Here is a 14,134-nt window from a genome sequence, read left to right on the forward strand (position 1 = left end):
TTTGGCTTTAAGGGGACTTTGGAAGGGGGACTTTCATAGATTTCGTATTTTATGGTTCTATTCTCCTTTGAAGAGGAAGTTTTTGGAACCTATGAGTAATCATACAACATTACGGGTATAAAAGGTATAGGAATTTTATAAAAACTATCAGCAGGACCGTCATCAACTACAAGTGAGAAGGAGGAATAGAAGTGGGTTATAACGTCACACAAAAATTGATTAAGGATCACTTGGTAGAAGGGGAGATGAATCCGGGATCGGAGATTGGATTGAAAATTGATCAAACGCTTACACAGGATGCGACCGGGACGATGGTTATGCTTGAACTGGAAGCGATGGGCATTGATCGGGCAAAAACGGAAGCATCTGCGCAATATGTCGATCATAACTTAATCCAGGAAGATAGTAAAAATCCGGATGATCATCTTTTCCTTGAGAGTGCCGCGAAGCGTTTCGGACACCATTTCAGTAGACCGGGAAATGGTGTCAGCCACCCTGTGCACATGCAGCGGCTTGCGAAACCTGGAAAGACGCTGCTTGGTTCGGACAGTCATACATGTGCGAACGGTTGTATGGGGATGCTTGCCATGGGGGCTGGTGGAATTGACGTAGCCATGGCTATTGCCGGCGAACCTTTTTATGTGAAAATGCCAAAAGTCTGGGGAGTAAAAGTGACTGGAGAACTGCCAGACTGGGTCAGTGCAAAAGATGCCATCTTAGAAATGCTCAAAAGGCATGGCGTTAAAGGCGGAGTCAACCACGTCTTTGAGTATTATGGTCCTGGTTTGAAAAACTTAACAGCTATGGATCGTCATGTGATTGCCAACATGGGGGCTGAGCTTGGGGCCACAGGTACGGTGTTTCCATCAGACGAAGAAACAAAGCGCTTTATGAAGCTTCAAGGGAGAGAAGATGAGTGGATGGAAATAGTCGCAGATGATGATGCGACGTATGATGTTCATGATGAGCTGGATCTTTCTTCATTAGGTCCGATGGTCGCCAAGCCATCAAGCCCGGGAAATGTCGTTCCAGTAGAAGAAGTGGAAGGAGAGCCTATTTACCAGTCGTATATAGGTTCATCAGCGAACCCTGGGTACCGGGACTTTGCGATTGCTTCGAAGATCGTAGAAGGACGTCACATTGCAAATGGCGTATCCTTTGATTTGAATCCTACTTCACGTCAAATGTTGATTGACTTATCCCAAGAAGGTCATATCGCTAACTTCCTTCAAGCGGGGGGAAGATTGCACCAGGCCGGCTGTAACGGGTGTATCGGAATGGGACAGGCACCAGCGACGGGCAGGAACAGTCTGCGTACCACCCCACGGAACTTCCCGGGCCGCTCCGGGACTAAAGAGGATAGTGTTTTCTTATGCAGTCCTGAAACGGCTGCCGTATCAGCTTTGACAGGAAAAATTACAGATCCGAGAAAGTCAGAGTTCGATTTTCCAAATGTGAAGGACTTGGACAATCCAACAGTGGACACAAGATTACTTGACGAACCTTTACCTTTTGAGGAAGCGAAAGAGGTGGAGTTGGTGAAAGGTCCAAATGTGGCCTCCATCCCTGAGATGGGTGAACTTCCAGATGATATGGAACTCCCTATTTTACTCAAAATGGGAAATGATATTTCCACGGATGAAATTCTAGCAGGTGGAGCCCGTGTCCTTCCTTATCGAAGCAACTTACCGGAAATTAGTAAATTCACGTTCGAAATTGTTGACGAAACGTATTACGATCGCGCAATGGAAGCCAGAGATGACGGAGGTCACGCGGTAGTCGCCGGGGCGAACTATGGGCAAGGATCCAGTCGTGAGCATGCGGCTCTTGCGCCGAAATACCTTGGTCTTAAGGTTGCCATCGTGGAGGACTTTGCACGAATCCACTGGCAGAACCTTGCTAACTTTGGAGTATTGCCATTGACCTTTACCGACCCATCCGATCTCAATGAGTTGGAGCAAGGGGATGTCCTTGTATTCAAAGGTCTGAGAGATAAGATTAAGCAGTCTCCTCAAGTGGAAGTTGAAGTAAAAGGAAAAGATAAAACCCTCAAACTTGAGCATGCTCTTTCTGAGCGACAGATTGAAATCATGCAAATGGGTGGCTTAATCAACTGGGTGAAAAATAGATTGGAATCATAAAGAAGCTCCGGCTGGGTTGATCCCGCCGGAGTCTTTTTTATAAATCTTTTTATGGTCTTGTGGTGTCCAGGGGAGTTAAACTTCCTTCAATTTCCTTGCGTTTGTGCTCTAAAAACGGGGGAAGGGCGAGACTTTCTCCAAGATGATCCACGTCCTCATCTGTAGCGAACCCAGGTCCATCCGTAGCCAGTTCAAAAAGGATGTGGTTAGCCTCCCGGAAATACAGGGACTTGAAATAGTAACGATCGACAAGGCCGGAGTTAGGATAACCTGCGGCTTGGATGATTTCCTGCCATTTCTTTAGTTCATCCTCATCATTTACACGGAAGGCCACATGGTGAACGCTTCCTCGGCCTGGTTTTTCGGGCTGTCCATCTGGATCTTCTTCCACATGAACTTCTGCCCCGGTTCCTCCCTCGCCGGTTTCGTAAACGACCCATTCCTCATAGGTTCCTTTTTTTCGAAATCCTAAGAGCTCAGTAAGGACTTTTTCTGTTTTAGCTGCTTCGTTGACGGTGAGGTGAACGGGACCAAGTCCGGTAATGCCATATTGCTCAGGTACAGTAGAATGTTCCCATGCTTTTCCGGAATCTACACCGCTATTGTTTTCATCAGATATGAGAATGAGCCGTTGTCCTTCGGGATCACGGAAGGAGAGCGTCTTTCGACCGTGTCTTTCTTTGATCTCATCTTGTTCAACAGAATGTTCTTTGAAGCGTTGATTCCAATACTTCAGTGCTTCATCGCTTTTTACACGAAGCGATGTGGTCGAGATGCTTCTTGTTCCAGGGTACGTATGTCCTGCTCGGTGAATTTCGAAAAAGGTTAAGTCTGTTCCAGGTCGACCTTTCTCATCCGCATAGAAAAGGTGGTACATGGATGGGGCATCCTGATTAACTGTTTTCTTAACTAAGCGCATACCCATAACTTTTGTATAGAAATCATAATTGCTTCTTGCATTAGCGGTTATTGCTGAAACGTGATGAATGCCCTTGAGTTGCATGGTCATTCCTCCTTGTTTTCAATAATCTTGAATTCGAGATAATTGTATTATTTATATATATCACTGTCAAAGATTCTGTTTCAGCCTTTTCTTTCAAAAGGAAAGATTCTCGTGTGCAGTGACTTGGAGAAATATGTGATGGGCTTTGTTTTAAATAGAGAAGGGGGGAGGAAATCCACAAGTTGGTTCATTTGGATATCGGCCTCCGCCTTTTGCAGCCTCCAGTTCTTGTGGAGAATAGGGCCCTTGTAAATCTTAGAACGTTTCACCACCCATAACGCATACCTTTCGGTTAACCAATAAATGAGGGACCCTGGCTGAGCATGTACAGGGTTCGATACCGTATGGAAGCTTGCGTGAAAATGAGCAGCAGGGTAATTTTTATGAACCCGTCTGCTCGTAAACTGGTAGCCCGTCTCGGTTTGATCCATTCTCATTTGCGCATGCACATAAGGGAGTCCAAACAGCGTGCGGGCTAAAAACACACCAAGGGGATGGTTCGCATCAAGAGTAATGAAATAGACACCTGGTTCACCATTGAACGTAACGTATGTGCGAACATTTAATTCAAGCAGTTGATTACCGAATGGGAGAGAGGGGAGAGCGCGGAAGCGGATATTTTGCATGCGGAAGGGAACGATGGCAATCCAGGCTGAATTGTCATATTCATCGATAGTAAAGGCAGGTGGAATGAAAGGTCGTAATGCTTCTGTCGGAACAGGCCAGTGCATAAAAATCAAGTCATTCCATTCTTGATGCATAATCCAATGATTTCGGTCCATGTGTATCACCTCTATCATGGTTTACCCTGAGGATCATTGAATCATACATCTAGATGCTTTCACTGTGATGATGATATGAAAGGTTATAGTTTTTTTACCAAGCTTTCTTCATTTTCTCTTTTTGATATTTCCTCTTTCAGTAAATATATGAATTCGTCTTCAAGTTTTAAGTCTATAGCTCTTAGGAGTGTATCTTTTAATAACCTTGAAGAGAGCTGTTCAATGATCATTTTATGGCCCCCTACATGTGTGGTTTCATCAATTCCATTGAAACACTTGCTGTTCCTATAATATTGCCCTTGGAATCATGGATGGGCTTGCAGAAGATATCGTAGACGATGGTCCCCTCTGAAAGTGGGAAGGATACCACTTTTCTTATAGGTTGATTTTCTAACACTACTTTTTTCTTTATGTTCAATAATTCCTCTGTGGATTCATGTTGGAATATTTCATCCACCCTTTTACCAATGACTTTGCTCATCGTAAAGTCAAGGTGATTATTGAAGAGCCATGTATAACGATGTTCAAGGTCACAATGGGCAATTGTAATGGGGGAACCTGTGAGTGCTGCTTCAAAAGGCTCACTCAAATGTTCGGAAAAAAAGAGTGAGGGATTAATATGAAGGTAGGAAGCAATGCGAGAAGCGACCGTCATACTTGGATTTCGTGTGCCATGTTCAATTTGAGCATAATAGGCACGGTCAATGTGAGCTCCTGCTGCAACTTCTTGCTGGGTTAATTGTTGTTCTTTTCTTAATTGGATTAGCCATCTTCTCATTTTTTTCCACATCCTGATTTCTGTTTTCATATAATTAGTTCGTTTTTCTTAGCGATATTCCTTGTGGCAGATTGCAACAAAATCATGGATTTTTCTTATATATATCGTTATATTTCCCATTAAAGGTGTAATAAGGAATGGATGGGGAAGTATCCTCATCTATTCTCTACTTAGCATTAGCATTCTATCAAAAATATATAAAAAATGCCTATTTTATCAATGAGAATTTGTTATAATCAATCAGTCTGAAATAAACGGAAAACAGGTTAAAAAAATGGATCATCAGGGAGGGGGATGACGATGACATGGGAAATATTGAACATACTAGCCGTGTCGGCGTTTGCTTTTAGTGGTGCGATTGTAGCATTAAATGAAAGATACGATATATTTGGCACATTTATACTTGGTATTGCGACACCATTCGCAGGAGGAATCATCAGAAATATTGCCCTGGATGTACCGGTCGTCCATGTCTGGGAACAAGGTTACCTGTTTTATGTAGCCCTCGGTACCATTGCCATTGTCTATTTCTTCCCTAAAACGTGGGTCATGACCTGGGATCGTTGGAATATCTACCCCGATGCGGTCGGTTTATCTGCATTTGCGCTTCAAGGAGCGTCTTTTGCTATAGAAAATGGTTTTCCTCTTGGAGGGATTATTTTTGCTGCTATCCTAACAGGTGTCGGGGGAGGAGTAACGAGGGATGTCCTTGCTCAGCGCCGCCCCATGGTCATGCACCAGGAGATATACGCTGTCTGGGCATTGATGGCAGGGCTCCTTATAGGATTAGGTTGGATTGATATCGAAAGCGCCTGGCAGACCTATATGATCTTCCTTCTCGTCATCATCTGCCGTGTGGCCTCCTTCCACCTAGGCTGGCACTTACGCTTCAGAGACCTATACCGCCTGTAAAGTATTGGAGTATCTCTTAAGCTAAATGGCAGGTTTCTTGAAGACTCAGTTTCGATACTTTTATTGAGTGGGTGGGGCTGCGGGGAATAGCTCGCTTTCCGCGGGAGCGCGGTGAGCCTCCTCGGACTGCGTCCTGTGGGGTCTCACCCTGCACTTTTTCCCCGCAGGAGTCTCGCCATTCCCCTCCGCCCTTTGCGATATAAGTGTCTCGAAACCATTTCTAAAAAATCAGCTTGTATGGTTGTGAGAAGTGGAATTCACATACAGTGTAAAACAACTTTCAAAACCGCTGCTCTCTAGTTAAAAAGATCTCTGAATGCTTGCTTAACAAGTATATACGCCTGCGGCTCTCTTAGGTATGAAAAACATAAGTGGTTTCGAGACACTTATAAAGTTAAGGGGCGGAGGGAAACGGTGAGACTCCTATGGGACGCGTGGGACAGGTGAGACCCCGGGAGGCGGAGCCTGAGGAGGCTCACCGCCCGCCCCATGGAAAGCGAACCTTTTCCCGGAGCCCCAGAACCACACAATCGTCTCGAAACTGAGTCTTCAAGTAAAGGGAGCTTTAGTGAAAGAGGGATATAAAAAAGCACTCAGAGTTTGGAGGCTCTGAGTGCTTTGTTTGTTTTAGTAGCGGAATAAGTCTCCAGATAGATAACGTTCCCCGGTGTCGGGAGCGATACATACGATGACTTCTCCCGGCTTTTTCTTTTTGGCCACCTGAATGGCTGCCCAGCAGGCCGCACCACAGGAAGTCCCAAGGAGCAAGCCTTCTTCACGAGCGAGCCTGCGAGTGATGTCGTAAGCATCTTCATCTGTCACTTGGAAAATTTCATCATACACTTCCTGGTTCAAGATGGAAGGAACGAAACCTGGGCTTGTCCCAACAAGCTTATGCTTTCCGGGCTTTCCACCGGAAAGTACAGGGGAGCCTGCAGGTTCTGCTACATGGATGGTCAAATCTTCGAAACGTTTTTTCAGCTCTTCACCTGTTCCAGTAATGGTACCACCCGTTCCAGCAGTAGAAACGAAAGCGGATAGAGGTTTGCCGAGCTCATCAATAGCTTCGATAATTTCTGCAGCCGTTGTATGGCGGTGAGCGTCTGGATTGGCCATGTTTTCAAATTGCATGGGCATAAAGCTTCCTTCAATTTCATCGACCAGTTCTTTGGCTTTGGCGATGGCTCCCGGCATTTTTTCATCTCCAGGTGTCAGAACAATCTCGGCACCATATGCCTTCAAAAGGTTAATCCGTTCTTGAGTCATTGTATCCGGCATGACAAGAATGGCTTTGTATCCTCTTGCAGCGGCGTTCATAGCAATGCCGATCCCTGTGTTCCCGCTGGTCGGTTCGATGATCGTTGCTCCTTTTTTAAGGTGTCCATCCTTCTCAGCTTGTTCCATCATATTGAAAGCGGCACGGTCTTTGACACTTCCGCTTGGATTGTATTTTTCCAACTTCATATAAATATCGGCTCCGCCTTCTGGCGCAATTCGATTCAGCTTAACTAAAGGTGTATCTCCAATTAAATCGGCAATATTATTAACCACGCGCATATCTGTCACTTCCTTATCGTTTGGAATGGTAGTCCAATTTTATCATAGTTGAATGGAGACGTTCATCTGCTTTGCTTGTCACTCCAAATGATCATTTACAACTCGTTGTGCAAATTGGAAAGTGTTGCTCGGCACAGCAATTTTGAACGCAAGCTGGTTGGAGTTCAAGTTGAACCGGTCGACTTTCACATTGAAATTACTTGCCGTGTCCATTTGTGTGACCGCAACATAGATGTTTTCTTCATTTGGATTTACGATGACCCATTCAGGTAAGTTATAGTTGTCTTTCACGAATTCCAATACCTTTTTATTAGGAAGGGGAAGCTTTCCTAAAGAAATTTTCTCTTGTCTTAGAACAAGATCTCCATTTTCCTGCACTTCAGGATGTAACTCTACGTTAATCGGGATGACCTGATCAAAGGCCTTGATGTTACCTGATAATGTTACATTTCGGTCTAAAGTGATCGAGTAATCGAAAACTGTCTGGGTTGAAAGTTCTGAGAGGTATTCATTAGCGAGTTGCTCCATGTTCTCTTTTGTAGAAACGATGGTGAACTCGGCATCAGGGCTTTCTTTCTCTTGATCCACATTAACGATGGTATAAGAACTTGGTAAGAAAACTAAAGCGACAAGCCAAATGACAACCCCCACATTAATCAGAGCCAGCAGCCAAAAGGATGTTCTCCATTTATTATTTAACAATAATCGTTTCATCTTATACATTCCACCTGTTATTGTTCGATGTCTTCTCTAATGTATTGTAACACGCGCTCGGCCATCTTTTTATAACCTCTTTCATTGGGATGGAAAAGGTCTTCTTCCCAAAGGAGCTCTTCTTCATTTCCTTCAAACAAGTCCCGGATCGGAATGAAGGAGGCTTGTTCGTAGTCGTCGGTGATACGACGACTGATGGCATTCCAATCTCCCATAATTTGTCCAAGTTCGGGGATGTTCATGAAGTATTGGTTAAAAGGATTATAAAGACCCAGTAGATATACAGGGGCATCAGGATTCAACTCCTGAACCCGGTCGAAAATGTCGCGCATCCGGTCTTCGTAACCTTCTTGCTCCTCAACAAAATCCTGATAATTCAAGCTTGTAAAATTATTTTTCACTACTTTCATAACATCGTTGGCGCCGATGGTAATCAAAATCAGGTCTGCTTCTTGCAGGGAATCGGCAATTTCCTCATCTTCCATCCGTTCCAGCATTTGGTCTGTCCGATTTCCCCGTTTTCCGTAGTTTGTTATATTGAGGGTCTCTGTATCCGGATTGGCATTGAAAGTTTCTTCGAGAATCCCAATATATCCGCCATTTTCTGTAGAATCTCCAACACCTTGTGTCAAAGAGTCACCAATAGCTACAATATTTAGATCATCTTTAATAAAAACATCCCGAGCACTTTCGATCACACTAGTAAAGACTTCACGTAATCCTTCACTCAGTTTACTCTCATTGTCTTCACTTTCTTCTTCGGGTTCTTCGCTTTCCATCTGTTGTTCTTGAGCAGGTGGAGTTTCCACTGTCTGCTGTGAGTCTTTTGGTTCAGTCGACGGTTCTTCTTCCGGGGTATATATAAAAGCTGCTACGATAAAAAAGGCAATCAAGAAGGAGAGTGCGACGGCTGCCATCCATCTCCATTTTTTCAAGGCTGAATCCCTCCTGAAGGGTAATCTCATTTCTATTATATGTTCTTCCCATTCAATGGGAAATGAAAAGTTTTAACCACAATTATATCATGGTCCTATACAATAGACATACGGAAAAGAGTGTTAGAAGATGAGGGTAAGAAAATAAAACCACTAAGAAGGGAGGAAGATCGATGGACACAAAAATGACGATTTCCGTTCGAGATCTTGTTTCCTATGTGTACAGGACGGGAAGCATTGACGAACGTTTTCAAACGAATACATCACTCGTGGAAGGGACGGCCATACATCAAGAAGTGCAAAAGAAATACAAAGAAAAGGACGAATCAGAAGTATTCCTGGAATATGAATTTCATCAGGAAGGGTTTAGCCTAAAGGTCCAGGGCCGGTGCGATGGATTATTGGATACGGAAAAAGGACCGGTGATTGACGAAATCAAATCTACAGCAAGGGATCTTGAGGAAATTGATGATACCACTTATCCCCTTTACTGGGCCCAGGCCAAAGGGTATGCCTTTATCTATGCAGCCCAAGAAGAGCTGCAGAACATCCGGGTGCAGTTGACATATGTCCAGAAAAAAACAAAAGAAAAAAAGCGGCTCCTACGTACATTTACATACGAGGAATTGCATCAATTCATGAAAGAAACAGTCAGCGAATACGCATCTTATGCGCGGATCCTTCTTCATATGCGAGAGCAAAAAGAAAAAACAGTCCCTGATTTGAACTTTCCATTTCCGAGTTATCGTGACGGTCAGCGGAAGCTGGCGGGAAGTGTTTACCGCACGATTGAAGAAAAGAGGAACTTGTTTGCTCAAGCGCCCACAGGGATTGGGAAGACAATATCCACCCTGTTTCCAGCTATTAAAGCATTGCAATTGGATGATTTGGAAAGGATTTATTATTTAACGGCAAAGACGATTACAAGAGCCACAGCTGAAGAAGCTCTACTGAAGATGGGAGAGACAGGACTCAGCCTCCGGTCGGTTACCTTGACGGCCAAAGATAAAATCTGTTTCCAGGAAGAGACGATTTGTCAGCCGGAATACTGTGAATTTGCCGATGGCTACTATGACCGAATTAATGGAGCTATTGTCGATATTCTTCTTCATGAAACACAAATGACACGTTCGGTTATTGAATCCTATGCAAGAAAACATAAAGTTTGCCCCTTCGAATTTTCACTGGACCTTACGGATGTGTGTGATGTGATCATTGGTGACTATAATTACATCTTTGACCCTCGGGTTTCACTGAAACGTCTGATGCCGGACCGGAAGAAAAAAACAGCACTGCTTGTGGATGAAAGTCATAACCTTGTAGAACGTGCTCGTGAGATGTATTCAGCTTCCGTTGCCAAGCAATCCTATGAAAGAGTTGCGGCTGACTGGGAAGGCGAGGAAGAGAACTTAGTTAAAGTGGCTGACGCAATCAGTAAAGACTTGGATCGTTTTTATTCTCCCAAGGAAGAGTTTATTCAGCTGGAACAGGTGCCTGGAGAGTTGGAAGAAAACATAGAACGTTTCCTTGCAGAAGCGGAGTCGCTTTTACAGGAGAATACGGAAGGGGAAAGATCTGAACAGCTGCTGGATGTATATTTTCAGTCGCAGAGATTCTTAAAAATCCTCGAATATGTAGATGAACACTATCGTTTGTTAGGGGAGAGTACAAGCGAGGGAGACTTTATATTCAAGCTGTTTTGTCTCGATCCTTCACACGTCCTGCGGGAAACAACGAAAACCTTCAGGTCGGGGGTGTTTTTTTCAGCAACTCTTTCACCATTTGCTTATTATAAAGAGATGCTTGGGGGGACCAAAGAGGATTATATCTTACACTTGCCGTCGCCCTATGACTCATCGCAAATTGATGTGATGATCACTCCTTTGTCGACGAGGTATAAGAGCAGGGAGAAGACAGTTGGAGAACTAACTAAGCGTCTGCATGATCAGGTGAAGCTCCACGAAGGGAATCACCTTTTCTTTTTCCCTTCCTATCATTACATGGAAATGGTTTATCGTGAATTCAAAAACTTCTCTTCTGTGCATGCGGTCATGCAGGAGAGGGGAATGGATGAAGAAAGAAGAGAAGACTTCCTTGCTCAATTTGAGGAAGGAGGTCGACTCGTCGGTTTCGCCGTCTTGGGAGGTATATTTTCTGAAGGTGTAGACCTTCGAGGAGATCGTTTAAACGGCGTAGCCGTAGTAGGTATCGGCCTTGCTCCAAGAAGTTTCGAAAAGGAGTTAATCAAAGATTACTTTAATCAAAAGGGAAGAAACGGCTATGATTACGCTTATGTTTATCCGGGTATGAACAAGGTGTTGCAGGCGGGGGGGCGGTTGATCCGTTCAGAAGAAGATCACGGGTCGATTCAGCTTGTCGATGACCGCTTTCTTTCGCGCAAATATTTGCAGCTTCTACCTGATGATTGGGGAAATTATCGAATTCTTAAATGATTTGATTTCCCAGGAAATATTGTGACGGAAAAGGAGAGGTGGGGTGGAGAAGAGTCAAATCTTCTCCGTAATATCATGGCAGAAATCATGGACTTTTGAACGACTGGCACTCGATATTCCATAGATTTCATAAACGGTTTGATCCACCAGCGACTGCCAATCATCCGTTTGAAAAGATGGATTCTCTTTCTTCTTATCAACGATACTCCGAGCTGTTTCAATCATTACCTGCTTTTGCAGAGGGTCAGGTTCTATGTACGGAATCTTCTTGATGTAGCCAGACGTGATCATGTTGGTTCGGTTGAGGACTTTTCTTACCATATACTTAATCAACTTGCTGTTTAACAGACTGAGAAAGTAGTAAAGATCTTCCTCGCGTTCTGGAAAGAGGTTGGCGTTCACACCGAACAAGGATCCTTCTGGAAGTAAGGCCGCGGAGAAATCCACCCCCATGGACGAGCAGGTAATGCCTCTCTGATAGAAATAGGAGCGGTTCCGTACCGTGAAGTTCGTATTACTCTCAACATAGTCCGGCCAATTTTTGTGGATGTAGTACTTCGGTTCATAATACCAGGCATCTTTCCTTCCACCATTTTTATAAAAAGGGATCCATTCGGGTGGCACATGTCCATCCTGGAATGACCGTAAGAAAAAACGATCGTCTCCGGTAGATATACCAGTCCCTCCTTTAAGGACACTTCCCAGGGTTCGGTAAGGGGATTCGAAGTGGCTCAAGATATCTTCAGGTACATTGATTGCAAAGTTATTAGCGGGCATCTGCTCAAACGTTTGCTGTGATAGATACTGGATGTGATTCTCAGGAGGATCGTCATAATCTTGATCTTTTAGACGATCTACCAGCCTCATTTGTGTGGAGGGAACTGCTTCTATGTCTCTTTTCTTTAGAGTAATGATGGCAGTACGTACATCGGCTTTCCCTTTATGAAAAAGACGTCTTGGAGCAAGAACGATTTCTTTGATTTCGGTCTCTTTTAGTAGAAATTCACGAAAGCTTTTGTAGTAAATGTTTGTAAGGAATGAGTCTTGTACAATCATTGTCATCACTCCACCGGGTTTCAAGCATTGTATGCCTTTGTGAATAAAGAGGGAATATAAGTTATGAATACCAACCTTTCCAAATTCACGTTGGATTCTTTCCCGGTTTTCGGAAAAGTAAGGACTTTGCCGTTTAGATTTATAGGGAGGATTGCCTATGATTGCGTCATATTGCCCTGGTTGATCAACCTTTAGAAAATCTTCATAGTGGAAATGAATATCAGGATGAGGAGCAGCTGTTTTTCGGTCGATATCAAAAGCATAGAGGCTTTCAGTTGAAAGGCCTTCTTCCAGCAATGCTTGGATGAAAATGCCGTCCCCGGTCGCGGGGTCAAGAATCTTCATGTTGCTCTTTGTAGGAAGTTCAGATAAAAGCTTTCGAGTCATATATTGCACCGTTTCTTTTGGGGTTGTATATTGCCCCATCGTCCTTTGAGGAGAAAACATATACTCCCCCTCCTACTTTTTGAGTCTATATTACTACAAAAGGAGGAAGAAGTCACCATATAATAGGTTATTATTTCCTAGTTAAAAAGAATGATAGAGGAGTGGTGTAGCGATGCCATGGATTAAACCAGTAAAACAAAAAGAAATGAAGGAACTCCACGTGCAAAACAATATCCCCAATCCAGCCCCTTTGTTTGACCGGCTGCTGGCGAATGATGAAAAATTATATGAAGCTTTTCTCCCTTTGCAGAAAGCAATTAAGGAGACAGACCTTCCGGACGACTTGCGAGAAGCGGTCATTACGTTCGTTTCCATGAAGAATGGATGCAAATACTGCACGGATAGTCACTCCAAATTGCTTGAAGAGCTGGTAGATCAGGAGGATGTGTTGGACTGGCTTAGCCATTATGAGGACTCTGACATGAGTGAGGAATGGAAAGCTGTACTCACGTATGCGAAGCGCTTAATTGCTAAACCAGTAGAAGTGACGAAAGAAGATGTGGAACGGTTGAAGGAGCATGGTTATGATGCTCAGAAAATGTCAGCGTTAAATCAAACGATTGCTTATACAAGTTATACGAACCAACTTTCAATGGGGCTGGGATTATAAAGATAAAAAGGGCGCCGTCCAAACGGCGCCCTTTTTGTTAACTTCAAAAAAACTAAGTTGACATTATGAGGTGATTTCTCGTATCTTAATAATAGTTCATGAGATTTTATATGTAGGAGGACACCGTAATGAAATCATCTCGTTTATCGGCTTACGACATTACCTTGGGAAGCTTGTTCGTTGCTCTCATGGCGATTGGAGCCAACATCACAGCATTCATGCCATTTTTACAAGTCATGGGCGTACCGCTGACGCTCCAAACATTCTTTGCTATTCTCGCGGGGCTCGTCCTGGGTAGCAGATTAGGTTCATTCTCTGTTTTTGTCTATGCTCTTTTAGGGCTGGCAGGGGCGCCGATTTTTGCTGGGTTTTCGGGTGGGATCTCGGTTTTGATATCCCCGACTTTCGGATTTATTGTTTCATATGTAATCTTAGCGTTCTTTGTTGGTAAGATTGCGGAGTCTAAACGAAACCTTCCGACTTATATCACCGCAGCCCTTGTCGGCATTGTGTTGAACTATTTTATCGGTGTCAATCTTTTCTATCTTGCTCTGAATTTCTGGGTTGGAGGAGACGGCATTGGGTTCGTTTTGGCTTGGTCAAGCATGGTGCCATTTTTAATTAAAGATATTGCCTTAGCCATTGTAGCCGCTTATTTTGCTATACGATTAGAAAAAACATTGCTGCAACGTACCCCGCTAAGACAAGCCGCATAAGAAAAGAGATCCGCTATGATAAGCGGATCT

The 14,134-nt window shown here is 43.8% G+C and carries 13 protein-coding genes; 5 read left to right on the plus strand and 8 right to left on the minus strand.

Features of this window, described 5'->3' with window-relative positions; all coding sequences use genetic code 11:
• The first annotated feature begins 191 nt into the window (after positions 1 to 191).
• Positions 192 to 2,141, plus strand: coding sequence for an aconitate hydratase (locus ACQ4XT_RS06920; RefSeq protein WP_446853034.1), 1,950 nt, complete (start codon positions 192 to 194; stop codon positions 2,139 to 2,141).
• A 49-nt stretch (positions 2,142 to 2,190) separates the two neighbouring features.
• On the opposite strand, the gene ACQ4XT_RS06925 is transcribed toward ACQ4XT_RS06920, so the two are convergent.
• From ACQ4XT_RS06925 to ACQ4XT_RS06940, 4 genes are all read right to left on the minus strand, one after another.
• A complete protein-coding gene (locus tag ACQ4XT_RS06925; protein WP_446853035.1) occupies positions 2,191 to 3,144 on the minus strand; it encodes a ring-cleaving dioxygenase in 954 nt (317 codons plus the stop codon).
• Between the two features lie 80 nt (positions 3,145 to 3,224).
• Positions 3,225 to 3,926, minus strand: a complete 702-nt coding sequence (locus ACQ4XT_RS06930) for a YqjF family protein (RefSeq protein ID WP_446853036.1) — start codon at positions 3,924 to 3,926, stop codon at positions 3,225 to 3,227.
• An 83-nt stretch (positions 3,927 to 4,009) separates the two neighbouring features.
• Positions 4,010 to 4,156: a sporulation histidine kinase inhibitor Sda gene (gene sda / locus ACQ4XT_RS06935; protein ID WP_446853037.1), complete on the minus strand. Its 147-nt coding sequence runs from the start codon at positions 4,154 to 4,156 to the stop codon at positions 4,010 to 4,012.
• Between the two features lie 11 nt (positions 4,157 to 4,167).
• Positions 4,168 to 4,704 carry a helix-turn-helix domain-containing protein gene (locus ACQ4XT_RS06940; protein WP_446853038.1) on the minus strand — a complete coding sequence of 179 codons (537 nt, stop codon included), beginning with the start codon at positions 4,702 to 4,704 and terminating at the stop codon, positions 4,168 to 4,170.
• A gap of 300 nt (positions 4,705 to 5,004) precedes the next feature.
• Between ACQ4XT_RS06940 and ACQ4XT_RS06945 the strand changes: the two genes are divergently transcribed.
• The gene (locus tag ACQ4XT_RS06945) at positions 5,005 to 5,616 is read left to right on the plus strand and encodes a trimeric intracellular cation channel family protein (protein ID WP_446853039.1); all 612 of its coding nucleotides are present in this window, start codon (positions 5,005 to 5,007) and stop codon (positions 5,614 to 5,616) included.
• A 627-nt stretch (positions 5,617 to 6,243) separates the two neighbouring features.
• On the opposite strand, the gene cysK is transcribed toward ACQ4XT_RS06945, so the two are convergent.
• The 3 genes from cysK to ACQ4XT_RS06960 all read right to left on the minus strand — a co-directional run bounded on the left by cysK (position 6,244) and on the right by ACQ4XT_RS06960 (position 8,822).
• Entirely contained in the window at positions 6,244 to 7,173 is a 930-nt protein-coding gene (cysK, locus tag ACQ4XT_RS06950) for a cysteine synthase A (protein ID WP_446853040.1), read from the minus strand.
• Positions 7,174 to 7,251: 78 nt separating this feature from the next.
• A complete protein-coding gene (locus ACQ4XT_RS06955) occupies positions 7,252 to 7,887 on the minus strand; it encodes a YpmS family protein (protein ID WP_446853041.1) in 636 nt (211 codons plus the stop codon).
• Between the two features lie 17 nt (positions 7,888 to 7,904).
• A complete protein-coding gene (locus tag ACQ4XT_RS06960; RefSeq protein WP_446853042.1) occupies positions 7,905 to 8,822 on the minus strand; it encodes an SGNH/GDSL hydrolase family protein in 918 nt (305 codons plus the stop codon).
• A 173-nt stretch (positions 8,823 to 8,995) separates the two neighbouring features.
• Between ACQ4XT_RS06960 and ACQ4XT_RS06965 the strand changes: the two genes are divergently transcribed.
• A complete protein-coding gene (locus tag ACQ4XT_RS06965) occupies positions 8,996 to 11,275 on the plus strand; it encodes a helicase C-terminal domain-containing protein (RefSeq protein ID WP_446853043.1) in 2,280 nt (759 codons plus the stop codon).
• A 54-nt stretch (positions 11,276 to 11,329) separates the two neighbouring features.
• Here ACQ4XT_RS06965 and ACQ4XT_RS06970 read toward each other — a convergent pair whose 3' ends face one another.
• Positions 11,330 to 12,778, minus strand: a complete 1,449-nt coding sequence (locus ACQ4XT_RS06970; protein WP_446853044.1) for an HsdM family class I SAM-dependent methyltransferase — start codon at positions 12,776 to 12,778, stop codon at positions 11,330 to 11,332.
• Positions 12,779 to 12,890: 112 nt separating this feature from the next.
• Between ACQ4XT_RS06970 and ACQ4XT_RS06975 the strand changes: the two genes are divergently transcribed.
• Together ACQ4XT_RS06975 and ACQ4XT_RS06980 are read left to right on the plus strand one after the other, a co-directional pair.
• Positions 12,891 to 13,388, plus strand: coding sequence for a carboxymuconolactone decarboxylase family protein (locus tag ACQ4XT_RS06975; RefSeq protein ID WP_446853045.1), 498 nt, complete (start codon positions 12,891 to 12,893; stop codon positions 13,386 to 13,388).
• Between the two features lie 128 nt (positions 13,389 to 13,516).
• Positions 13,517 to 14,104, plus strand: coding sequence for a biotin transporter BioY (locus tag ACQ4XT_RS06980; protein WP_446853046.1), 588 nt, complete (start codon positions 13,517 to 13,519; stop codon positions 14,102 to 14,104).
• The last annotated feature ends 30 nt before the right edge of the window (positions 14,105 to 14,134 follow it).

The organism is Halobacillus sp. 12SKB (genome assembly GCF_052941655.1).